The following is a 22726-nucleotide window of genomic DNA, read 5'->3' on the forward strand; positions in this document are numbered from 1 at the left end:
CGACGGCGGTCCCCCTCGAGGGTGGCCGCCGTCGTGATGTCGTCGCTCGAACGCCGGTCGACGCCGATCGCTCCCACCGATCGGGGTGGGCCGGCGGGGAGGATCGTTCTTTCCCACGACCCGGCACCGGACGGTGGGAGCGACGCCACGACGGCACGACCGACCGGGCTACGACCCGTAGAAGTGCCGCTCGAAGATCGTCCGGCTCCGCCGCGTCATCCTCAGGTAGTCCTCCTCCAGGTCCGCTCCCCTGCCCGGACCGTACCCGCACCAGCGGGCCACCGCCTCGAGGTCACGCCGCGAGGACGGCAGCTGGTCGGAGGAGCGCCCGGTCCAGATGACGATCGCCGCGCGGATGCGCGTGGCCAGGTTCCAGCTCGCCCGCAGCATCTCCACCTCCTCCTCGGGCAGGAGGCCTGCCGCGGCGACGGCGTCGAGCGCGGCGAGTGTCGACTGCACCCGCAGCGAGGCGTCGTCGCGGGCGTGCTGCAGCTGCAGGAGCTGGACGAGCCACTCCACGTCGCTGAGCGCCCCCCTCCCCAGCTTCAGGTGCCTCGACGGGTCCGCGCCCCGGGGCAGTCGCTCCGCCTCGACGCGGGCCTTGATCCGACGGATCTCGCGCAGCTCGGGCCGGCCCAGCTGCCTCGGGTAGCGCACGTCGTCGATCACGGCGACGAACTCCGCGGCCAGGGCGTCGTCCCCCGCGATGGGGCGGGCGCGCAGCAGCGCCTGCGCCTCCCAGACGGCCGACCAGCGGCGGTAGTACTCGCGATAGGACTCCAGGGTCCGCACGATGGCGCCCTGCTTGCCCTCCGGGCGGAGCGCCGTGTCGATCTCCAGCGGACGCTCCGCCAGGACGGGCGAGCCGCAGGGCTGCGTGAGGAGGGCTGCGAGGCGGTTGACGATCCGCTCGGCCTGCGTCTGTGCCGCCTCGGCATCGGCACCGGGGTGAGGCCGGTGCACGTAGATGACGTCGGCGTCCGAGCCGTAGGTGATCTCCCGGCCGCCCTGCCGGCCCATGGCGACGACGAGGACGTCGGTCAGCTGCTCCTGGTCGTCGAACACCTGCTTCTCGGCCACGTGGAGCGCCCCGAGGATCGCCGCGCGGTCGGCATCGGAGAGCGCCTGCCCCACCTCCGCCTGGGTCAGCAGACTCGCGCTGTCGGCGATGGCCACGCGCAGCAGCTCGCGCCGGCGGATGAGCCGGATGAGCCGGATGGCCTCGGCCGGTTCCGGGTGCCGCGACATCATGGAGCGGATCTCCTGCCACTGCGCCTCGAAGGAGTCCGGGACGAGGGCGGCGTCGGATCCGAGCCAGCGCGTCGATTCCGGGGAGACCTCCAGGAGATCGGTGATGAAGCGGCTGCTCGAGAGCACGGTGCTGAGCCGCTCCGCCGCCGCATTCGAGTCGCGCAGCATCCCCAGGTACCAGTGGCTCTCGCCGAGCGACTCGCTGAGGCGGCGGAAGCCGAGCAGCCCGGCGTCGGGATCGACGCCGTCGGCGAACCACGCCAGCAGGATCGGCAACAGCTGGCGCTGCAGCATGGCCCGACGCCGCAGGCCCCCGGTCAGTGCCCTGATGTGGTGCATCGCCCCGCGGGGATCCTGGTAGCCGAGGGCGGCGAGCCGTGCCTGCGCCGCTTCGTCGGTGAGCCGGACGTCCTCCGGGCGGAGGGTGGCGGCGTTGTTGAGCAGTGGGCGGTAGAAGATGGACTCGTGGAGTCGTCCGACGAGCCTGCGGGTGCGCTGCCACTTCTCCTGCAGGTGCTGCGCGCTGGGCCTGACCATCACCATGCTGCCCTCCGAGGACCGGGCGAGCGCGCGCAGCGCCATCTCGTCCTCGGGCATGAGGTGGGTCCTGCGCAGCTGCACGAGCTGGATGCGGTGCTCGAGGACCCGCAGGTACCGGTAGGCGTCGTCGAGTTCCTGGGCATCCGTCCGGCCCACGTAGCCGGCCGCGCTCAGAGCGGCGATCGCCGAGAGCGTGTCACGGTGGCGAATGGAGTCGTCCAGCCTGCCGTGCACCAGCTGGAGCAGCTGCACCGTGAACTCGACGTCGCGCAGCCCTCCGCGCCCGAGCTTGAGCTGCCGGGCCTGCTCGTCGAGCGGGATGTTCTCGGTGACGCGGCGGCGCATGGCACGGACGGCCTCCACGAAGCCCTCCCGCTGGGAGGACGCCCAGACGAACGGGGCGATCGCCTCCTCGTAGCGCCGGCCGAGTCCCGGGTCCCCCGCCATCGCCCTGGCCTTCAGCAGGGCCTGGAACTCCCAGGTCCTGGCCCACCGCTCGTAGTAGGACACGTGGGAGGCGAGCGTGCGCACGAGCAGGCCCTCCCTGCCCTCGGGGCGCAGATTCGCATCGACCTCCCACAGGGCCGGTTCCGGTCCGGGCGAGTACACGCCGCGGGCCATGCCCGAGGCCAGTCCCGTGCCGATGCGGGTCAGCGTGGACTCCTCGAGGTCGTCACCCTCCACGACATAGACTACGTCGACGTCGGAGATGTAGTTGAGTTCCCGGGCACCGCACTTGCCCATCCCGATCACGGCGAGTCTCACCCGAGCCACGGTGTCGGCCCCGTAGGTCTGTGCGAGATCGGCCCGCGCGACGGCGAGGGAGGCCTCGAGGGCCGCGGCCGCCAGGTCCGCCAGCTCGCGGCCGACGACGCCCACGTAGTCCACCGGCACGCCGTGGCCCAGGTCGCGCACCGCGAGATCGGTCACCAGCCGCCGGTAGACCACCCGCAGCCGGCGGTGCGCCTCCACACCGAGGACGCCCGCCACCGGGTTCTCCTCCGCCGGGTCGGCGCCCACGGAGCGGAGCAGCTCGGCCCTGAGCTCCGCCGGATCGGCGTCCGGCAGGGGCACGGCCGCTGCCCGCACCACCTCGAGGTGCTCGGGATGGCGCATGAGGAACTCCCCGAGCGCCTCGGAGGCACCCAGCAGGCCGAACAGCGGCCGACGCCGGTCGTCGTCGGCCATGGCCGCGATGACGGCGCTGCGGTCGACGGCCAGCAGCCGCACGAGGGACTGCAGCGCCAGGTCGGGACTCGCCGACGTGGCCAGGCCCTCGAACAGCTGGTCCTCGTCGATCCCCGCGAGCTCGGGAGCCTCGAGGAAACGCCGGCTCTTCTCCAGATCCGTGAAGCCGTACGTGATCAGCTTGCGGTTGAGGCTCATGGGCCAACCCTAGCCATGCGCTCGTCGGTCCCTACAGGATGCCGAGATTGCGGCGCAGTTCGTAGGGGGTCACCTCGATGCGGTAGTCGTACCACTCGGCGCGCTTGTTGCGCAGGAAGTTCTCGAACACCTGCTCCCCCAGGATGTCCGCGACCAACTCGGACTCCTCCATCACCCCGATGGCGTCGTGCAGGCTCGAGGGCAGGGGGTCGTGTCCCATGGCGCGGCGCTCGGCCGGGGTGAGGCTCCAGACGTCGTCCTCGGCGGCAGGCGGCAGCTCGTACCCCTCCTCGATCCCCTTCAGTCCGGCACCGAGCAGCACCGAGTACGCGAGGTAGGGGTTGCTCGCGGAGTCGATGCCGCGGTACTCGATCCGCGCCGACTGGTCCTTGTTCGGCTTGTAGAGCGGCACGCGGACCAGGGCCGACCTGTTGTTGTGGCCCCAGGAGAGGTGGCTGGGCGCCTCCCCGCCACCCCACAGCCGCTTGTAGGAATTGACGAACTGGTTGGTCACCGCGGTGAACTCGGGAGCGTGCCGGAGGATGCCGGCGATGAACTGGCGGGCGGTCCTCGACAGCTGGAACTCGGCACCCGGTTCGAAGAACGCGTTCGTGTCACCCTCGAAGAGGGAGAAGTGGGTGTGCATCCCCGATCCGGGATGCTGCGAGAAGGGCTTGGGCATGAAGGTGGCGTAGCTGCCCGAGGACAGTGCCACCTCCTTGATGATGGTCCGGAACGTCATGATGTTGTCGGCCGTCTGCAGGGCGTCCGCGTACCGCAGGTCGATCTCGTTCTGGCCCGGTCCGGCCTCGTGGTGGCTGAACTCGACCGAGATCCCGACCGATTCCAGCATGGACACCGCCCGGCGCCGGAAGTCCTGGGCCACACCGCCGGGAACATGGTCGAAATAGCCGGCCTCGTCCACCGGGACGGGCTGGCCGTCTGCTCCGGGATCGGCCGATTTCAGCAGGTAGAACTCGATCTCCGGATGCGTGTAGCACGTGAAGCCCATGTCGGCGGCCTTGGCCAGGGTCTTCTTGAGCACCCCGCGAGGATCGGCGGTGGAGGGCCGGCCGTCGGGGGTGAGGATGTCGCAGAACATGCGCGACGTCTGTTCCGTCTCGCCGCGCCACGGGAGGATCTGGAAGGTGGAGGGATCGGGCTGGGCGAGCATGTCGGCCTCGTAGACGCGGGCCAGACCCTCGATGGACGAGCCGTCGAACCCGAGTCCCTCCTCGAACGCGCCCTCGACCTCCGCGGGCGCGAGGGCCACCGACTTCAGCGACCCGACGACATCGGTGAACCACAGCCGGACGAAGCGGATGTCACGCTCCTCGATGGTCCTCAGTACGAACTCCTGCTGCCGGTCCATGCACCCTCATCTCCTCGTTCGACGCCCGCACCAGCGGTGTCCGGACGGTCGGCCGGGAACGGGGTCGTGCAGTCCATACTCTACTGACCGGCCGGAACGGGCGGCGCGTGGGACCGGCGGTGCGCCCCATCGGTGTCAGCCGCTAGTCTCGTGGCATGACCGATGCCGAATTGCCTGCCCCCTACGGAGACGGAGGTGCCACCCCCGCTCCCCGGGCGGAGGCGTCGGACGGGAGGAAGCGGCCCGGCCGGGTCCGGATCCAGCACCTGCAGCAGGCCAAGGAGGAGGGCCGGCACTTCGCCATGCTGACGGCGTACGACCGGTACGCGGCCCAGGTGTTCGACGACGCCGGCATCGAGGTGCTGCTCATCGGCGACTCCGCGGCCAACAACGTGCTGGGGCACGCGACGACCCTCCCGATCACTCTCGACGAGATGATCCTGTTCAGCCGGACCGTGAGCCTGGCTGCCTCCAAGGCCCTCGTGGTCGCCGATCTGCCCTTCGGCAGCTACGAGGTCTCCCCGGAGCAGGCGGTGGAGTCCTCCGTGCGGCTCCTCAAGGAGGGCCTAGTGCATGCGGTGAAGATGGAGGGCAGCGCCGCCTACGCCGACACCGTCCGTGCCCTGGTCCGGGCGGGCATCCCGGTCATGGCGCACATCGGCTTCACGCCGCAGAGCGAGCACGCTCTCGGCGGCTACCGCGTGCAGGGCCGCGGGGAGACGGCGCAGCGACTCCTCGACGACGCGCTGGCACTCGAGGAGGCGGGAGCCTTCTGCGTGCTGATGGAGATGGTGCCCGGTGAGGTGGCCCGGAGCATCGACGCCGCCCTGGGTGTGCCGACCATCGGGATCGGCGCCGGCGCCGGGACCACCGGCCAGGTGCTGGTGTGGCAGGACATGGCAGGGCTGCGCGGCGGCCGCCAGGCCACCTTCGTCAAGCAGTACGCCGATCTGCGGGGCACACTCTCGGACGCCGCCCGGTCCTTCGCCGCCGAGGTGCGCTCCGGCACCTTCCCGGGGCCGGAGCACAGCTTCTAGCCGGTGGCGGGACCGGAGGCCCTGCCCCAGTCGTCGTCGCTCTCCCACGCCTCGTTGCGTTCCTTCACCTTCTGCAGTGCGTTCTCCGCCTCGCTGCGCGTGGCGTAGGGACCGATGAGCTGCTTCCAGTCGGACTGCCGGTCCTCCTCGACCTCGCGCGTGCGTACGTTGAACCAGTACTCCGTCACATCGACCTCCCGCTCGCGGGCCCACGGGCCCGTCTCCGACGGACTTCGACGGACGAGCGGCAACTTCCTGCCGCCCGTCCGAGTCCGCTATAGGATCAAGGGTATGCCCCAGTCTCCTGCCACCGCCCCACTCGGGACCCTGACCCCGGGCACCGTCTCACCACAGCGGCGCGTCCCGTCGACCATCCCTCGACCGGAGTACGTGGGCCGCAAGGCACCGGCTCCGTTCACCGGCTCCGAGGTCAAGACGCCCGAGACCATCGAGAGGATCCGCCGTGCGGGGAGGATCGCCGCGCAGGCCGTGGTCGAGGTGGGCCGGCAGGCGAAACCCGGCGTCACTACCGACCAGCTGGACCGCGTGGGCCACGAGTTCATCCTCGACCACGGCGCCTACCCCTCCACGCTGGGGTACCGCGGCTTCCCGAAATCGCTGTGCTCCTCCCTCAACGAGGTGATCTGCCACGGCATCCCGGACACCACCGTCATCCAGGACGGCGACATCCTGAACATCGACATCACCGCGTTCAAGGACGGCGTCCACGGCGACACGAATCGCACGTTCTGCATCGGGGAGGTGGACGAGGAGTCACGGCTCCTCGTCGAGCGGACCGAGGAATCCCTGAACCGGGCCATCCGCGCCGTCGCGCCGGGCCGGCAGATCAACGTCATCGGGCGGACCATCGAGTCCTACGCCAAGCGCTTCGGGTACGGCGTGGTGCGCGACTTCACCGGGCACGGCGTGGGCGAGGCGTTCCACACCGGCCTGATCATCCCCCACTACGACGCCGCCCCGGCCTACGAGCGCGTCATGGAACCGGGCATGGTGTTCACCATCGAGCCCATGCTCACCCTCGGCACCATCGACTGGACCATGTGGCAGGACGACTGGACCGTGGTCACCAAGGACCTCAAGCGGACGGCGCAGTTCGAGCACACGCTCGTCGTCACCGACCGGGGCGCCGAGATCCTCACCCTGCCCTGACGCGGCCGGCCCGCAGGGCGGGCCCCGCAGCGCGCATCATCCACCCCGGCCCGCGCCGGCACATCCCGAGGGGGAACCATGGCCAAGCACACCGACAAGAAGAAGTCCGCGAAGTTCCCGACCACGGTCATCGGTGTCGACATCGGCGGGACGGGCATCAAGGGCGGGATCGTCGACCTCGAGAAGGGCGTCATGGTCGGGGACCGCCATCGCATCCCCACACCCGATCCCTCCACCCCGGAAGCGGTCGCCGAGGTGGTGCGCCAGATCGTCGTCGAACTCTCCTCCAGGCCCGAGGGGCCGGCCGAGGACGTCCCCGTGGGTGTGACCTTCCCCGCGATCATCCAGCACGGCGTGGCGCGCTCCGCGGCGAACGTGGACAAGAGCTGGGTGGACACCGACGTGGACGCCCTCTTCACCGAAGTGCTCGGACGCGACGTACGCGTCATGAACGACGCCGACGCCGCGGGCCTCGCGGAGGTCCGCTACGGCGCGGGCAAGGGCCGGAAGGGCACGGTGCTGGTCATCACCCTCGGCACGGGCATCGGTTCGGCCTTCGTCTTCGACGGGAAGCTCGTGCCCAACGCCGAACTGGGGCACCTGGAGATCGACGGGCACGACGCCGAGTCGAAGGCCTCGGCCGTCGCACGCGAACGCGACGGCATCGGCTGGGAGGAGTACGCCGTCCGCCTGCAGCGCTACTTCTCCCACGTGGAGTTCCTGTTCTCGCCGGAACTGTTCATCGTCGGGGGCGGTATCTCCAAGCGCGGGAGCGAGTACCTGCCCCTGCTCGATCTGCGGACGCCGATCATGGTGGCGCAACTGAAGAATCACGCGGGGATCGTGGGCGCCGCGCTGCAGGCCGCCCTGATCGTCGACGACCCCGCCTGACGTGCAGGCGTGACCGGGGATGTCTACCGGGCCGTCAGCGGCCGCTGGGCTCCCCCGGGTACGCGGGCGCCGTCCTCCGCCTGACGGCGGAGGGTGTCGATGGCGTCCTCGAAGTCCTCGAGGGACTCGAATCCGCGGTACACGCTCGCGAAGCGGAGGTAGGCGATCTGGTCGAGCTTGCGCAGTGGCTCCAGGATGGCGAGTCCCACCTCGTGGGCATCGATCTCGGCCACGCCGCTCGCCCGGATGTTCTCCTCGACCTCCTGGGCCAGGAGTGCCAGATCGTCCTCCGTGACCGGGCGACCCTGGCACGCCTTACGGACACCGTTGATGATCTTGGTCCTGCTGAACGGCTCTCCCGCGCCGGAGCGCTTGATGACGCTCAGGCTCGTGGTCTCGACGGTGCTGAACCGCCGACCGCACTGCGGGCACTGCCGCCGACGCCGGATGGCCGAGCCGTCGTCGCCGAGGCGGCTGTCGACCACACGCGAGTCAGGGTTGCGGCAGTACGGACAGTACACGGCACCACCTCAGCTCGATCCGATGTCCTCCGGCCAGTTTAGGGCGCGGAACCGCCAAACAACAACACTGTGATTCTGCACCGAGGCTCCGTCACCGGCCCTTCTCCCCTTGCGCGACGATTCCCGGGCGACCCGGTCCGGCTCGCTGCCCGATCAGCGCGTGTGCGCGCCGAAGCGGGCCGTGACGGCTTCGCCGTGCGCGGGGAGGTTCTCCGCCTCCGCCAGCGCGATGATCGACGCCGACACCTCGTGCAGCGCGGCGCGGTCGTAATCGATCAGCTGGACGGCGCGCAGGAAGGTCGTCACGTTGAGCCCCGAGGCGAAGGCCGCCGTACCGCCGGTGGGCAGCACGTGGTTCGACCCGGCGCAGTAGTCCCCCAGGCTGACCGGGCTGTAGGGGCCGATGAAGATGGCACCGGCGTTGCGGATCCGGCCGGCCACGGCTCGGGCGTCCCGCGTCTGGATCTCCAGGTGCTCCGCGGCGTAGGCGTCGCACACGGCGATACCGGCCTCGATGTCGTCGACCAGCACCACCCCGGACTGCGGACCGGACAGGGCGGTGAGCGCGCGCTCGGCGTGGCGGGTCCGCGCAGCACCGGTACGCAGCGCAGCACGGACGGCGTCGGCGAGCTCCTCGGAGTCCGTCACGAGCACCGATGCTGCCCGGGGATCGTGCTCCGCCTGGCTCACGAGATCGGCGGCCACCAGGGCGGCGTCGGCCGTCCCGTCCGCGAGCACCGCGATCTCCGTGGTGCCGGCCTCGGAGTCGATGCCGACCCGGCCCCTGACGAGGCGCTTGGCGGTGGCGACGAAGGCGTTCCCGGGGCCGGTGATGACGTTCACGGGATCGATGCCACGCTCCGGGGCGTCGGCGTCGGTGACCCCGTAGGCCAGGGCCGCGACGGCCTGCGCGCCGCCCATCGCGTAGACCTCCGTGATGCCGAGCATCGACGCCGCGGCGAGGATCACCGGGTGCGGCCACCCGCCGTGCTCCTGCTGCGGGGGCGAGGTCAGGGCGAGGGAGCCCACACCGGCGGCCTGGGCTGGCACCACGTTCATGACCACCGAGGACGGGTAGACGGCCAGGCCGCCCGGGACGTAGAGGCCCACCCGGTCGACCGGCACCCAGGTCTGGGTGAGGCGTGCCCCTGCGGCCGGTTCGACGACGACGGGCTGCGGGAGCTGCGCCTCGGCGAAGATCCGGGCTCGCCGGATGGCCTCCTGCAGCGCCGAGCGGACATCGTCGTCGAGCGCGTCGGCCGCCGCGGCGATGACGTCCGCCGGCACCCGGGGGTGGTCACGGTCGACGCCGTCGAAGCGGAGGGCGAAGCCCCGCAGCGCATCGAGTCCGCCGCTCCTGACCTCGTCGATGATCTCCTGCACGGCGGCCTCCGCGGATCCGGCGCTCCCGACGGCCCGTGGCATGGCGTTCTTCAGGCCGGCGGGCGTGAGGCGGTGACCGCGCAGGTCGATGGTCCGGAAGTCGAGGGGGGGCAGGGTGCTGGCCGCTGAAGTCACTCCCGCAGTCTATCGGGCACCGCCCGCGTCCCCGGGCGCGGCCCATCGAAGCAGGCGGCGAGCGGCGGCGGCGGGTCAGATCCTTCGCCGGGCGAGACCGATGAGGGCGGTGACGAAGACGATGATGGTCGCCGTCGCCGGCCAGATGGCGAGCGCGCCGTAGGAGGCGAGGAGGAAGTCCGAGCCGGGGAGGTCGTCGCGCCCGTGCGGCCCGAGGAGGGCTGCGAGCCCCTGCCCCACACCAAGGGCCAGGAGGGACCCCAGGATCGAGCCGCCGATCGCGGCGAGGACCCGCCCGGTGACGCCCGGCAGGCCCAGGCGCAGTGCCACCAGGATCCCCACGGTGATCCCGGCCAGCAGCTCCAGCCCGGCGAGGGTGAGGTCCCGGAGCACCCAGTCCTCGGACTCCAGCGGATCGCCGAGGATCCGCCCGGTGGGTGCCAGGAGCCACCAGGCGATACCGACGAGGACCCCGAGCAGGACCGTGGAGCCCAGCCACCACACCACCCCGGCCGGCGGCACCGACCTGCGGTCCTCGGCGACGGCGTAGACGGACGGTGGATAGGTGGACGATCCGGTGTCCGGCTTCTGACTGGCACGCATGGCACCCATATTAACCGCTGCGCCCGGGCGACCGGACCCGGCTGCCCGCCGCCGCCGGGTCAGGCGTCCAGGCACGCCGGACCCAGGAGCACCTTCAGGTCGCCGAAGAGCCCCGGCGTGGGGGTGACGCGCAGATCCACCCCGAGCTTCATGACCTCCACCTTGCGGGAGCTGTTGAGCCGGATCAGCACCTCGCTGGTGCCGGGATGGGTCCGCAGGACGTCCCCGAGCGCGGTCACGGCGGTCTCCGTGGCCTTGTGCTGCGCCATGGAGATCACCACCGGCCCGGAGTGCCCCCCACTGAGGTCAGGCACCGTGAGCTCCTGGGCGTTCAGCATGACGGCGCCGTCGTCGCGGCGCTGCAGCCGCCCGCGCACCACCACGATGAGGTCCTCCGCGAGGACGCCCGAGATGGGCCCGTAGACCTGTCCGAAGAACATCACCTCCATCGAGCCGGCCAGGTCCTCGATCTCGGCCCGTGCGTAGGCGTTGCCGCTGTTCTTCGCGATCCTGCGCTGGAGCGAGGTGATCATGCCCGCGATGGTCACGATCGCGCCGTCGGCCGGTCCCTCCTCCCCGATGACGGACGGGATGGTGGCGTCGGCGTGCTGGCCCAGGATCCCCTCCAGCCCCTGCAGCGGGTGGTCCGAGACGTAGAGACCGAGCATGTCGCGTTCGAAGGAGAGCTTGTCCTTCTTCTCCCACTCCGGGAGATCGGGCACCTCCACCGACAGGCCGCCGGCCCCGCCCATGCCGCCGTCGTCGTCGAAGGCGCTGAAGAGGTCGAACTGGTTCGCGGCCTCATTGCGCTTGAGGACGATCACGGAGTCCACGGCCTCCTCGTGGATCACCGCCAGGGCCCGGCGGTGATGACGGAGCGAGTCGAAAGCGCCGGCCTTGATCAGCGATTCGATGGTGCGCTTGTTGCAGACGACGGCGGGCACCTTCTGCAGGAAGTCGCTGAACGAGGTGAAGGCACCCTTCTCGCCCCGCGCGCCGACCATGGCCCCCACCACGTTGGCCCCCACATTGCGGATGGCTCCCATGCCGAAGCGGATGTCCCGGCCGACCGGGGTGAAGTCCACGCTCGACTCGTTCACGTCCGGCGGCAGCACCGTGATGCCCATGCGGCGGCACTCGTTGAGGTAGACGGCGAGCTTGTCCTTGTCGTCGCCGACACTCGTGAGCAGGGCGGCCATGTACTCGGCGGGGTGATGCGCCTTGAGGTAGGCCGTCCAGTAGGAGACCAGACCGTAGGCGGCGGTATGGGCCTTGTTGAAGGCGTAGTCCGAGAAGGACTCGAGCACGGTCCAGAGCTTGTCCATGGCGGCCTGGGAGTAGCCGTTGGCCTGCATCCCGGCGAAGAAGTCCGCCTGCTGCTTGTCCAGCTCGGACTTCTTCTTCTTGCCCATCGCCCGGCGGAGCATGTCCGCCTGGCCGAGCGTGAAGTTCGCCAGCTTCTGCGCGGCGCTCATCACCTGCTCCTGGTACACGATCAGCCCGTAGGTGCTGCCGAGGATCTCCTCGAGCGGCCCCTCGAGCTCGGGGTGGATGGGCTCGATCTCCTGGAGCCCGTTCTTCCGCAGGGCGTAGTTCGTGTGGGAGTTCACGCCCATGGGACCGGGACGGTACAGCGCCAGGACCGCCGAGATGTCCTCGAAGTTGTCGGGACGCATGAGTTTGAGCAGGGAGCGCATGGGGCCGCCGTCGAGCTGGAACACACCCAGGGTGTCACCGCGGGCCAGCAGCTCGTAGGATGCCCGGTCGTCCAGTTCGAGGTCCTCGAGGACGAGGTCCTCACCCTTGTTGGCGAGGATGTTCTCCACCGCGTCGGTGATGATGGTCAGATTCCTCAGCCCGAGGAAGTCCATCTTGATCAGTCCGAGCCCCTCGCACGTGGGGTAGTCGAACTGCGTGATGATCTGGCCGTCCTGCTCCCGGCGCATGATGGGGATGATGTCGATCAGCGGGTCGGAGGACATGATCACCCCCGCGGCGTGGACGCCCCACTGCCGCTTCAGCCCCTCGAGCCCGAGGGCGGTCTCGAAGACCTTCTCGGACTCGGCGTCGGTGCGCAGGAGCTCACGCAGTTCCTCCGCCTCGGAGTAGCGCTTGGCGTCCTTGTTGTGCACGTCGGCGAGGGCCAGGCCCTTGCCCATGACGTCCGGCGGCATCGCCTTGGTGAGCCGCTCGCCCGTCGAGAACGGGTAGCCCATGACGCGGGAGGAGTCCTTGAGGGCCTGCTTCGCCTTGATGGTGCCGTAGGTGACGATCATGGCCACGCGCTCGTCGCCGTACTTGTCGCTCACGTAGCGGATGACCTCGGACCGGCGGCGATCGTCGAAGTCGACGTCGAAGTCGGGCATGGACACGCGCTCGGGATTGAGGAAGCGCTCGAAGATCAGACCGTGCTTGAGCGGGTCGAGATCGGTGATGCGCATCGCGTAGGCCACCATGGACCCCGCACCCGAGCCGCGTCCCGGACCCACCCGGATCCCGTTGTTCTTGGCCCAGTTGATGAAGTCGGCGACCACGAGGAAATAGCCGGGGAAGCCCATCTGGGTGATGACGCCCACCTCGAACTCCGCCTGCCGGCGGACGTCGTCGGGCACGCCCGCCGGGTACCGCGCGTGGAGTCCCGTCTCGACCTCCTTGACGAACCAGGACTGCTCGTTCTCCCCCTTGGGCACGGGGAAGCGCGGCATGTAGTTCGCCTTCGTGTCGAACTCGACGTCGCACCGCTCGGCGATGAGCAGCGTGTTGTCGCACGCCTCGGGGTAGTCGCGGAAGATGGCGCGCATCTCGGCGGGCGACTTGAGGTAGAACTCGTTGGTGTCGAACTTGAAGCGCTTCGGATCGGCCAGGGTGGAGCCGGACTGCACGCACAGGAGCGCCGCGTGGGCCTTCGAGTCCTCGGCGTGGGTGTAGTGGAGGTCGTTGGTGGCCACGAGCGGCAGGCCGAGCTCCCCGGCGAGCCGGATGAGATCAGCCTTGACGGTACGTTCGATGTCCAGCCCGTGGTCCATCAGCTCGCAGAAGTAGTTCTCCGCGCCGAAGATGTCGCGGAAGTCGGAGGCCGCCTGCTTCGCCTCGTCGTACAGGCCGAGCCGCAGCTTGGTCTGCACCTCCCCCGAGGGGCACCCCGTGGTCGCGATGAGGCCCTTCCCGTAGGTCTGCAGCAGGTCGCGGTCCATGCGCGGCTTGTACAGATAGCCCTCGAGGGACGCCAGCGAGGACATGCGGAACAGATTGTGCATGCCATTCGTGGTCTCGGACCAGAGCGTCATGTGCGTGTAGGCACCGGCACCGGAGACGTCGTCGCGCCCCCCGCCGCCCCACTTCACGCGCGTGCGGTCGTTCCGCGCGGTACCCGGAGTGAGATAGGCCTCGACGCCGATGATCGGCTTGATCCCGGCGGTGGTGGCCTTGCTCCAGAAGTCGAAGGCGCCGAAGACGAACCCGTGGTCCGTGGTCGCCAGGGCCTTCATGCCGAGTTCCTCGGTGTGGCTGAACAGATCCGTCAGCCGGGCCGCGCCGTCGAGCATGGAGTACTCGGTGTGGTTGTGGAGATGGACGAACGATTCACGCGATGCTGGGGTGGCCACGTGGCAAGTCTAGTGCTCCGCGGTCGTCGGACAGTGCCCGGACGGTGCCCGGACTGTGCTCCGATGGTGCCTCAGACGAGGCCCTCGGTCAGTGCCATGAGCGCATAGGCGAGATCCACCGGATAGCCGCTGGTCACCCAGACCTGCTCCCCGGTACGGGGGTGCGCGAAGCCGATCTGGTGGGCGTGCAGCCACTGCCGGGTCAGGCCCAGTTCGGCGGCGAGCCGCGGATCGGCCCCGTAGGTCAGATCGCCGGCGCAGGGGTGCCGGAGCGCCGAGAAGTGCACGCGGATCTGGTGGGTCCTGCCGGTCTCGAGGTGCACCTCGACGAGACTGGCCCGCCCGAAGGCCTCCAGCACCTCGTAGTGGGTCCGCGCCTCGCGCCCGCCCTCCAGGACGGCGAAGCGCCACTCGTGGTGGGGATGGCGGCCGATGGGCGCGTCGATCGTCCCACTGAGCGGATCGGGGAGGCCCTGCACCACGGCGTGGTAGACCTTGTCCACCGTCCGTTCCCTGAAGGCCCGCTTCAGGGCCGTGTAGGCCGGCTCGGTCTTGGCGACGACCATCGCGCCCGACGTGCCGACGTCGAGCCGGTGGACGATCCCGACCCGCTCCGGTGCGCCGGAGGTGGAGATCCGGTACCCGGCGGCCGCGAGGGCACCGACGACGGTGGGGCCCACCCAGCCCGGCGAGGGATGCGCCGCCACCCCGACGGGTTTGTCCACCACGACGAAGTCGTCGTCGTCGAGCAGGATCCCCATGCCGTCCACGGCCTCCGGGATCACCCGGTGCCCGTCCGCGGGGTCCGGGACGATCACCTCCAGCCGGTCACCGGCCCTGGTCCGGTCCGATTTGGCGAGATTCGCCCCGGAGCGTCGCACGCGCCCGTCGGCGCACCACTGGGCGACGGCGGAGCGGGAGACGCCGAGCCGGCGCGCGAGCACGGTGTCGAGGCGCTGACCGCTGTCCTCCTCCGCGATCACGAGCTCCTGGTGGTCACCGGTCACGGTCCGTGTCCTCCCCCGCACCGGCGCCGTCGTCGGCCGCGTCCGCGTCCCGGGTGCCGTCCATCCCGACCCCGCGCAGGGTCAGGATCACGATCAGCACCACGCCGCTGACGACGGCGGAGTCCGCCACGTTGAAGATGGCGAAGTTCGGCAGCGCCACGAAGTCCACCACGTGGCCCTGCCCGAAGGACGGCTCCCTGAACAGCCGGTCGGTGAGATTGCCGAGGGCGCCGCCGAGGACCAGCCCGAGGGCCGTCCCCCAGAGCCGGGACGCCACCCGGCGGACCTGCAGCACGAGCACGATCGACACGAGGACCATGATGATGGTGAAGACCCAGGTGTAGTCCGTCCCGATGGAGAACGCCGCTCCGGGGTTCCGGATGAAACGCCAGGAGAGCAGGGGCGGCAGCACCGGGGTGATCTGTCCCTCGGTCATGGTGGCCACCACCCACCACTTGGTCAGCTGGTCCAGGCCGTACACCAGGGCGGCGCAGACGACCAGCAGGATGCCGGGGCGGGCGGACCGCGTCCCGCCGCGCGCTCCCGCCGCGGTGGCGCCGGCGTCGTCCGACCCGGAGCGGTCCCCGGGGACCCGCTCCGGGTCGGACGACGGCGCGTTCTCCTCTGCGTGGTTCACGGTCACTGCTCTTCCGGTGTAGGTGCGGCGTTCGGGCCCGGGGTCGCCGGGCCGGTGGCCCGAACGGCGGAAGGACCGACCCACGGGCGGCACCCGGGGTCGGCCCTCCCGCTGCGGACCGGACGGAGCGACGTGCCTAGGACGCCGTCGTGTCCGAGGCGACCGTGCCGGTGACGTCGAGGTCGCGGAGCTGTCCCTCGATGTAGTCCTTGAGGCGTGAGCGGTAGTCGCGCTCGAAGCCGCGGAGCTGCTCCACCTTCCGCTCGAGGACGCTCTTGTGCTCCTCGAGGTCGCCGAGGGTCTTGCGGCTCTTCTGCTCGGCGCTCTCGACGAGGTCGGTGGCCTCGAGCTGCGCCTCGGCGATGATCCTGTCGCGCTGCTCCACCCCCGCATTGACGTACTCGTCGTGCAGGCGCTGCGCCATGGCGAGCACGCCGGCCGCCGACTCCGCCGTGTCGGTGGTGGCCGGGGTCTGGGCGCTCTCGACGGCGTCCGGAGCCGCCGGCGCCGGAGCCGGGGTGGGCTCCTCGAGCTCCGTGGTGCCGAGGTCGGTACCTGCGCCGGGATCGGCAGGATCGGCCGCGGCAGCGCCGGCGTCCCCCGTCTGCGTGCTCGCGGCGACCGGAGCCGGGACGGTCCCCGTGCGGACCCCGTCGGCGGAGTCCGATCCGGCGGCGCGGCGCAGTTCCTCGTTCTCCTGGTTCAGGCGGCGCAGCTCGACGACGATCTCGTCGAGGAAGTCGTCCACCTCGTCCTGGTCGTACCCCTCACGGAACTTGGTGGGCTGGAATCTCTTGTTGACGACGTCTTCTGGTGTCAATGCCATCTGGTCACCTCTTCTGATGGGAGCCGGTCCGCCGTGGGGAGCGGGCGCTGCTGCGGGATCGGTCGTGGACACGGGCCTGCTGACCCGCGTCGAGCTGGAAATCAGCGTAGCTGGTCCGGAACTGCATCATGAAACGACGCCGGCCGTCAGGCAGCGAGGTTGGCCGAGACGGACATGAGGATCAGGACCAGGATGAACAGCACGAGGAACGCCAGGTCCAGCTGCACCCCGCCCAGCCGCAACGGGGGGATCAGCCGCCGCAGTGCCTTGATCGGGGGGTCCGTCACCGAGTAGACCGCGGAGGCGACCACGAGCGCGAGCTTCTGCGGCCGCCAGCTCCGGGCGAAGCCCTGGACGGCGTCGTAGACGATCCGCAGGATCAGGGCGAGCTGGAACAGCATCAGTACGAGGTAGATCAGTGCGAATACCAAACTCACGGAGCAGTTCCAGTCCTTCGGGCCTTCGGGGGGTCGGACGCGACCGGGAGGGCCGCGGGGTTCAGCTCTGGTTGAAGAAGCTGGTCTGACCTTCGCTGGCCTTCAGGTCCTCGCCGAGGACTTCAATATACGACGGCGACAGCAGGAACACCTTATTGGTGACGCGTTCGATGCTGCCGTGCAGGCCGAAGACGAGACCGGCCGAGAAGTCGACGAGGCGCTTCGCGTCGGCCTCCGCCATGTCGGTGACGTTCATGATCACGGGGATCCCGTCCCGGAAGCTCTCGCCGATCAGCTTGGCATCGTTGTAGGAGCGGGGGTGGATCGTGGTGATCTGGCGCAGGGCCGTCGAGTCGTCGCGGGAGGACGGCGCGCGCTTGATCGGCGTGACGGGAGCGCGGTACTCCTCCACGGCGGCGATCCGCGTGGGGGCCGGCGCGGGCTCGGGATGACGCTCGTCGCGATCGTAGTCCACCGTGTAGTCCTCGCTCCTGCCGTGCTTCGTCTTCGGTTCGGGTTCGTAGTGCTCATCACCGTCGGCGAGCCCAAGGTAGATCATTGTCTTGCGCAGTGCGCCGGCCATGGTGGCTCCTGTCGTGGACGAGTGGATAGGGGATCGTGCGTGGGGCGGTCCAGGGGCGTGCTGGACGGGGGCGAGGACGGTGCGCGTGCTCCCGCCGTCCTGGTCCCGACGCTACCCCACGGCCGGACGCGGGCCGAGGACATCAGAACCGATCCGCAGGTGTGTCGCGCCGGCTGCCACGGCCTCCTCGAGATCCCCGCTCATGCCCGCCGAGATGGACGTGGCGGCGGGGTCGACGGTGCGGACGGTCTCGGAGATCCGCCGGAGCTGCTCGAAGGCCGGTGCCGGCGGCGCACCCAGCGGCGCGACCGCCATGACGCCCGCGAGCCGGAGGCCCGGTGTGCCCGCGAGGGTCTCGGCCAGGGCGACGGCGTCCGCCGGCAGGGCCCCTCCCCTGCCGCCGGCGACGGCAGCACGGTCGAGATCGAACTGGAGGAAGCACTCGAGCTCCGCGGGCGTGCCGGGACCCGCCGCCCGCTCCTGCCGGTCCGCCGCCACGGCCTTCCCGAGGGCGGTGACGAGGGAGGCCCGGTCCACGGAGTGCACGCTGTGCGCGTAGCGGACCACCGATCTGGCCTTGTTGGTCTGCAGCTGGCCGATGAAGTGCCAGGTCAGCAGGCCCTCCAGCTCCGCGGCCTTCGCGGAGGCCTCCTGGTCACGGTTCTCGCCCACGTCGGTGACGCCCAGGCCGGCCAGGATCCTCAGGTCCGACGCCGGGAAGTACTTGGTGACGACGATCAGGCGCGGCTCGTCCCGCCCGGCTGCCATCGCCGCCGAGGTGATCCGCTCCCGCACGGCGTCCAGCCGGTCCCGGAGGTCCTGCGCCCGATCCTGTGCCCGGTCCTGCGCTCTGTCGTCCCCGGCAGGCTCGTCCCCGGCACCGGACGGGGTGGACGGGCGGTCCCCCGATCCGGTCACGTCCGCCACACCAGGCCCGCGATCCGTCCGGCGCCGGGTGCACGGCGATGCGAGTACAGGCCGGGATGCTCCAGTGTGCACCAGGCGGCGTACGGCGTCGGGGCGACATCGACTCCCCCGTGCCCGAGCTGTGCACGGACGGCCGCCGGGAGATCGAGCGCCGGTGCCCCCGTCCGGGTCCGCGACTCCGCCTCGGGTACCAGCGCTGCGAGCCCGTGCATCATCTCCTCGGGCACCTCGTAGCAGGACCCGCACACCGCCGGTCCCACCCATGCGGTGAGATCGGTGGCGCCCTGGGACCGCAGGAGCTCCACGGCGCGACGGACGATGCCGTTCGACACGCCGGCGCGCCCGGCGTGCACCACCGCGGTGGCTCCGGTTCCGCCGTCCTCGACGGCGGCGTCGGCCAGGACCACCGGGACGCAGTCGGCGACGAGCACGGCGAGCGGAGCGTGACCGTCCGGCGAGATCAGACCGTCGGCGTCGGGGGCCCCTCCGGCCGGGACATCGTCGGGTCCGCCGCCCGGGAGGACGACCACGCGGTCCGAGTGCGTCTGGCTCATGAACCGCAGCGTTCCGGTCCCGATGCCCATGGACGTCGCGAGCCGCGCCCGGTTCCCCCGGACGGCGGCGGCGTCGTCGCCCACGTGCAGCGCCAGGTTACCGGCGCCGCTCGAGGTGAAGGCGACCCTCAGCCCGGGTCGGACCTCCTCGTCCCAGTGGAACGGGGAGGTCCGGACCACGGCCGTGGTGTCCACGATCTACTTGAGGAAGTCGGGGACGTCGAGGTCGTCGGAGCGACCGGCGGAGAGGTCGGGCTCCACGATCGCGGGGAGATCGACGTCGAAACCCGAGTCGGCCGGTACGGCCCGCCCGTTCGAGCGCTGCGCGGACCAGGTACCCAGGCCCGCCGATGCGGCCTGGCGCGGCTGGTCCGCGCCCACGCTCGGGGCGACGGCGGGCCGCGACGCGGGTGCGGGTGCCGGTGCCGGCTGGGACGTGGCATCCACCTGGTCGAAGCCGGCGGCGATGACCGTGACGCGGGCCTCGTCGCCGAGCGCATCGTCGATGACCGCACCGAAGATGATGTTGGCCTCGGGGTGGGCCACCTCCTGCACGAGCCGGGCGGCCTCGTTGATCTCGAACAGACCGAGATCGGACCCACCCTGGATGGACAGCAGCACGCCGTGCGCGCCGTCGATCGACGCCTCGAGCAGCGGGGAGGCGATGGCGAGCTCGGCGGCCTTGACGGCGCGGTCCTCGCCTCGGGCCGAACCGATCCCCATGAGCGCCGACCCGGCGCCCTGCATCACGGACTTCACGTCCGCGAAGTCGAGGTTGATCAGACCCGGCGTGGTGATGAGGTCGGTGATGCCCTGGACGCCCGAGAGCAGGACCTGGTCGGCGGAGCGGAACGCGTCCAGCATCGACACGTTGCGGTCGCTGATCGAGAGCAGGCGGTCGTTCGGGATCACGATGAGGGTGTCGACCTCCTCGCGGAGGGTGTCGATGCCGCTCTCGGCCTGGTTGGACCGACGCCGGCCCTCGAAGGTGAACGGGCGCGTGACCACGCCGATGGTGAGCGCTCCGAGCGAGCGGGCGATCCGGGCGACGACGGGAGCCCCACCGGTGCCGGTGCCGCCGCCCTCCCCTGCGGTGACGAAGACCATGTCCGCGCCGCGCATGACCTCCTCGATCTCCTCGGCGTGGTCCTCGGCGGCACGCCGGCCCACCTCCGGATCGGCTCCGGCTCCGAGACCGCGCGTGAGTTCACGCCCGACGTCGAGCTTGACGTCGGCGTCGCTCATCAGGAGCGCCTGGGCGTCGGTGTTGATGGCAATGAACTCCACGCCACGGAGTCCCACCTCGATCATGCGGTTGACGGCGTTGACGCCACCACCGCCGATGCCGACGACCTTGATGACGGCCAAGTAATTCTGAGGTGCTGCCACGTCCTGTGTCCCTTGTTCGAATCTGTGTGCTGTTCGGTGGGCCGATTCTCGGCCCAAGTCTGCCCCCACAACGTTAACGTTCAGGTTGAAAGTTAACGTTATGTCAAGTAGCTCCTGTGTTCGACGCTAGGTGCGTCGGCGCCATGATGCAATAACCGGGCGTTGCGTGTCGCTCCCGGGTGGCTTCTCCGTGCCCCGTTCACCGGGTCACCGGACGGTCGGGCGTGCTGACGTCGAACTCCTCGACGGGCTGGTCCCCGGCCGGCGCGGCGAGCATGGCCTCCACCACGAGGGCCTTCTCCGCGCTGCGTCCGGAACTGCCCCAGAAGATCGTCCGGTCCCCGTCGAGGGACAGCTTGATCGAGTCGACGCTGCCCGCGGACGCGCTCGTGAGCCTGGACAGGACCGGATCGGGCAGCTCCGCCAGCACCTCGGTGATGGCGGAGAACACTGCCGGGTCGGCGGCGGCCCGCCCACCGTCGATGAGCGGGAGCTCGACGTCCTCGCGATCGGCCACGCCCGCCAGGTGCTGCCCCGCCGAGTCGATGAGCACGTACTCGGAGCCCTCCCGGACCACGGCCACGGGCTTGTGCTCCTCGATCATCACCACGAGCGTGGAGGGTGGCTCCGCGGCGATCCGCACGTCCTCGATCGGGGCCTTGTCCGCCAGGAGCTCCAGGACGTCCTCCCGGGAGATCCGTGTCAGGGAGGTTCCCGTCAGCGGCTCGAGGGCGGCCTCGATCTCGGCCGCGGTGGTGAGGGACTGGCCCTGGACCACGGTGGTCCGCAGCGCGAGCACCGGGGAGAAGACCACGAACGCCACCAGTCCGCCGAGCACCAGCGCCAGGCCGAGGAGGGTCAGCACGATGTTCCTGCGACGGTGCGACCGCCGGGGCGCCGGGAAGTCGAGGACGGTACCCGACCGCGGCGCGTCGACCGTACCGACGGTGCGCTCGGGGACGGAGGTGCTGCCGGCCCTCCGCGCGGGCCGTCGCGGCTTCCGTGCCATCAGGTCCCGGTCCCGGCGGCGGGAGGGGGCCGGTGGCCGGCCGTGCGTCGCGCGAGCAGGGCCACGAGCTCCGTACCGTGGTGGGTCACGTCCCCGGCACCCACCGTGAGCACGATGTCGCCCGGGCGGGCCCCGCCCACGACCGCGTGGAGTGCTTCCGTCGGATCCGCCACGTAGCGGGCCGTGGCCGCGGGCATGAGCTCCGTGATGGACCAGCCGCCCACGTCGTCGACCGGATCCTCCCGCGCCGCGTAGACGGGCAGCACCGTGGTGGTATCCGCCAGCATCAGGGCCTCGGCGAACCCGGCCGCGAACTCGCGGGTGCGCGAGAACAGGTGCGGCTGGAACAGGACATGGACGCGGTGCTCCCCCGCGACGGTCCGCGCGGCGGTCAGGGCGGCGTGGACCTCGGTGGGATGGTGCGCGTAGTCGTCGAACACACGCACGCCGTCGGCCTCCCCGCGCGCCTCGAAGCGGCGTGCCGCCCCGGAGAACGGGGCGAGCCCCGTGGCGGCGACCGCGGGGTCCACCCCGAGTTCGAGGGCCACGGTGAAGGCCGCGGCGGCATTGAGGATGTTGTGCCGTCCCGGGACGCTGAGCTGGAGCTCCTGGACGGCGTCGAGCCCGTCGATGGAGAAGGACAGCACGCTGTTGGTGGTACTCCCCACGGATCGCGTCCCACTGATCCTGACGTCCGCCGTCTCGGCATAGCCGTAGGTCCGGACGCGCCGCGACGCCGGGAGCCCCCCGGCGAGCATGGCCGCGCCGGGATCGTCGGCACACGCCACCAGGAGCCCGCCGTCGCCGATGCTGTCCGCGAAGTCCCGGAACGCCGCGTGGACGGCGTCCGCGCTGCCGTAGTGGTCCAGGTGGTCGGCCTCGGCGTTCGTCACGACGGCGATCAGGGGTGCGTAGTTCAGGAACGAGCCGTCGGACTCGTCCGCCTCCGCGACGAAGATGTCGCCCCCGGCCCACTCCGCGTTGACGCCGAGCGCGGCGACGTCGCCGCCGATCGCGAAGGAGGGGGCGAACCCCGCCTGGCGCAGCAGGACGGTGAGCATCGCCGTCGTGCTCGTCTTGCCGTGCGTGCCCGCGACGGCGACCGACCGCTGCCCGTGCATGGCGGCCGCGAGGGCCTCCGAGCGGTGGAGGACGGGAAGGCCGCGGCGGCGTGCCTCGACGAGCTCGGGGTTCGTCTCCCGGATGGCCGAGGACACGATCACGGTGCCGCGTCCGGGGACGTTCCCGGCAGCGTGCCCCAGGTGGACGTCGGCGCCGAGCGCGGCCAGCGCCCGCAGGCCCCTGGACTCGACGGCGTCGGATCCGGAGACCCGGAGACCCTGCCCCAGGAGCACGCGGGCCACCGCGGACATGCCCGCACCTCCCAGGCCGATGAAGTGGACGGGTTCCGTCAGCCCCGCCTCGAGCGCCGGTGCGGTGGTGTCCATCGGGGCCTCCCTGCC

At 70.7% G+C, this 22726-nt stretch carries 20 protein-coding genes; 3 read left to right on the forward strand and 17 right to left on the reverse strand.

All coding sequences use genetic code 11. The features are described 5' to 3' along the window. Positions 1-168 precede the first annotated feature (168 nt). Together Q0747_RS06745 and glnA are read right to left on the reverse strand one after the other, a co-directional pair. Entirely contained in the window at positions 169-3177 is a 3009-nt protein-coding gene (locus tag Q0747_RS06745; RefSeq protein WP_298252872.1) for a bifunctional [glutamine synthetase] adenylyltransferase/[glutamine synthetase]-adenylyl-L-tyrosine phosphorylase, read from the reverse strand. Positions 3178-3208: 31 nt separating this feature from the next. Continuing rightward, positions 3209-4549, reverse strand: a complete 1341-nt coding sequence (glnA, locus tag Q0747_RS06750; RefSeq protein WP_298252874.1) for a type I glutamate--ammonia ligase — start codon at positions 4547-4549, stop codon at positions 3209-3211. Between the two features lie 155 nt (positions 4550-4704). On the opposite strand from glnA, the gene panB reads away from it, so the two are divergent. Continuing rightward, a complete protein-coding gene (gene panB / locus Q0747_RS06755; protein WP_298252876.1) occupies positions 4705-5586 on the forward strand; it encodes a 3-methyl-2-oxobutanoate hydroxymethyltransferase in 882 nt (293 codons plus the stop codon). Here panB and Q0747_RS06760 read toward each other — a convergent pair. Beyond that, a complete protein-coding gene (locus Q0747_RS06760) occupies positions 5583-5774 on the reverse strand; it encodes an SPOR domain-containing protein (RefSeq protein ID WP_298252878.1) in 192 nt (63 codons plus the stop codon). The genes panB and Q0747_RS06760 overlap by 4 nt on opposite strands. A gap of 103 nt (positions 5775-5877) precedes the next feature. On the opposite strand from Q0747_RS06760, the gene map reads away from it, so the two are divergent. Next, positions 5878-6756 (forward strand): type I methionyl aminopeptidase, encoded by an 879-nt coding sequence (map, locus tag Q0747_RS06765; RefSeq protein WP_298252881.1) that lies wholly within the window; start codon positions 5878-5880, stop codon positions 6754-6756. Positions 6757-6834: 78 nt separating this feature from the next. Next, the gene (gene ppgK / locus Q0747_RS06770; protein WP_298252883.1) at positions 6835-7647 is read left to right on the forward strand and encodes a polyphosphate--glucose phosphotransferase; all 813 of its coding nucleotides are present in this window, start codon (positions 6835-6837) and stop codon (positions 7645-7647) included. Positions 7648-7670: 23 nt separating this feature from the next. Here ppgK and nrdR read toward each other — a convergent pair whose 3' ends face one another. From nrdR to murC, 14 genes are all read right to left on the reverse strand, one after another. Continuing rightward, on the reverse strand, positions 7671-8168 hold the full coding sequence (nrdR, locus tag Q0747_RS06775; protein WP_298252885.1) for a transcriptional regulator NrdR: 498 nt from the start codon (positions 8166-8168) through the stop codon (positions 7671-7673). 153 nt (positions 8169-8321) lie between these two features. After that, the gene (hisD, locus tag Q0747_RS06780; protein WP_298252886.1) at positions 8322-9686 is read right to left on the reverse strand and encodes a histidinol dehydrogenase; all 1365 of its coding nucleotides are present in this window, start codon (positions 9684-9686) and stop codon (positions 8322-8324) included. A 75-nt stretch (positions 9687-9761) separates the two neighbouring features. Next, positions 9762-10289 (reverse strand): hypothetical protein, encoded by a 528-nt coding sequence (locus Q0747_RS06785; protein ID WP_298252888.1) that lies wholly within the window; start codon positions 10287-10289, stop codon positions 9762-9764. A 59-nt stretch (positions 10290-10348) separates the two neighbouring features. After that, complete coding sequence (gene dnaE / locus Q0747_RS06790; protein ID WP_298252890.1) at positions 10349-13894, reverse strand: DNA polymerase III subunit alpha; 3546 nt, start codon at positions 13892-13894, stop codon at positions 10349-10351. A 71-nt stretch (positions 13895-13965) separates the two neighbouring features. Continuing rightward, positions 13966-14901, reverse strand: coding sequence for an RluA family pseudouridine synthase (locus Q0747_RS06795; protein WP_298252892.1), 936 nt, complete (start codon positions 14899-14901; stop codon positions 13966-13968). Beyond that, positions 14891-15409, reverse strand: coding sequence for a signal peptidase II (lspA, locus tag Q0747_RS06800; protein ID WP_298253067.1), 519 nt, complete (start codon positions 15407-15409; stop codon positions 14891-14893). Before lspA ends, Q0747_RS06795 begins: the two co-directional genes overlap by 11 nt. A gap of 265 nt (positions 15410-15674) precedes the next feature. Continuing rightward, a complete protein-coding gene (locus Q0747_RS06805; RefSeq protein WP_298252894.1) occupies positions 15675-16364 on the reverse strand; it encodes a DivIVA domain-containing protein in 690 nt (229 codons plus the stop codon). 146 nt (positions 16365-16510) lie between these two features. After that, entirely contained in the window at positions 16511-16801 is a 291-nt protein-coding gene (locus Q0747_RS06810) for a YggT family protein (protein ID WP_298252896.1), read from the reverse strand. 61 nt (positions 16802-16862) lie between these two features. Beyond that, on the reverse strand, positions 16863-17384 hold the full coding sequence (locus Q0747_RS06815) for a cell division protein SepF (RefSeq protein WP_298252898.1): 522 nt from the start codon (positions 17382-17384) through the stop codon (positions 16863-16865). A 111-nt stretch (positions 17385-17495) separates the two neighbouring features. Beyond that, positions 17496-18302 carry a YggS family pyridoxal phosphate-dependent enzyme gene (locus Q0747_RS06820; protein ID WP_298252900.1) on the reverse strand — a complete coding sequence of 269 codons (807 nt, stop codon included), beginning with the start codon at positions 18300-18302 and terminating at the stop codon, positions 17496-17498. Further along, positions 18299-19060, reverse strand: coding sequence for a polyphenol oxidase family protein (locus Q0747_RS06825; protein WP_298252902.1), 762 nt, complete (start codon positions 19058-19060; stop codon positions 18299-18301). Before Q0747_RS06825 ends, Q0747_RS06820 begins: the two co-directional genes overlap by 4 nt. A gap of 3 nt (positions 19061-19063) precedes the next feature. Continuing rightward, on the reverse strand, positions 19064-20254 hold the full coding sequence (gene ftsZ / locus Q0747_RS06830) for a cell division protein FtsZ (RefSeq protein WP_298252904.1): 1191 nt from the start codon (positions 20252-20254) through the stop codon (positions 19064-19066). A 199-nt stretch (positions 20255-20453) separates the two neighbouring features. Continuing rightward, positions 20454-21263 (reverse strand): cell division protein FtsQ/DivIB, encoded by an 810-nt coding sequence (locus tag Q0747_RS06835; RefSeq protein WP_298252906.1) that lies wholly within the window; start codon positions 21261-21263, stop codon positions 20454-20456. Beyond that, positions 21263-22711, reverse strand: coding sequence for a UDP-N-acetylmuramate--L-alanine ligase (murC, locus tag Q0747_RS06840; protein ID WP_298252908.1), 1449 nt, complete (start codon positions 22709-22711; stop codon positions 21263-21265). The genes Q0747_RS06835 and murC overlap by 1 nt, the downstream gene beginning before the upstream one ends. Positions 22712-22726: the final 15 nt, after the last annotated feature.

It is taken from the genome of uncultured Arthrobacter sp. (genome assembly GCF_947493765.1).
Taxonomy (GTDB): Bacteria; Actinomycetota; Actinomycetes; order Actinomycetales; family Micrococcaceae; genus Arthrobacter_D.

Excerpts from the sequence above, each read along its gene's own strand:
- panB (WP_298252876.1), top strand. The coding sequence starts at position 4,705 with ATGACCGATGCCGAATTGCCTGCCCCCTACGGAGACGGAGGTGCCACC.
- Q0747_RS06835 (WP_298252906.1), bottom strand. The coding sequence starts at position 21,263 with ATGGCACGGAAGCCGCGACGGCCCGCGCGGAGGGCCGGCAGCACCTCC.
- Q0747_RS06785 (WP_298252888.1), bottom strand. The coding sequence starts at position 10,289 with ATGCGTGCCAGTCAGAAGCCGGACACCGGATCGTCCACCTATCCACCG.
- map (WP_298252881.1), top strand. The coding sequence starts at position 5,878 with ATGCCCCAGTCTCCTGCCACCGCCCCACTCGGGACCCTGACCCCGGGC.
- ppgK (WP_298252883.1), top strand. The coding sequence starts at position 6,835 with ATGGCCAAGCACACCGACAAGAAGAAGTCCGCGAAGTTCCCGACCACG.
- Q0747_RS06745 (WP_298252872.1), bottom strand. The coding sequence starts at position 3,177 with ATGAGCCTCAACCGCAAGCTGATCACGTACGGCTTCACGGATCTGGAG.
- glnA (WP_298252874.1), bottom strand. The coding sequence starts at position 4,549 with ATGGACCGGCAGCAGGAGTTCGTACTGAGGACCATCGAGGAGCGTGAC.
- murC (WP_298252908.1), bottom strand. The coding sequence starts at position 22,711 with ATGGACACCACCGCACCGGCGCTCGAGGCGGGGCTGACGGAACCCGTC.
- Q0747_RS06805 (WP_298252894.1), bottom strand. The coding sequence starts at position 16,364 with ATGGCATTGACACCAGAAGACGTCGTCAACAAGAGATTCCAGCCCACC.
- Q0747_RS06815 (WP_298252898.1), bottom strand. The coding sequence starts at position 17,384 with ATGGCCGGCGCACTGCGCAAGACAATGATCTACCTTGGGCTCGCCGAC.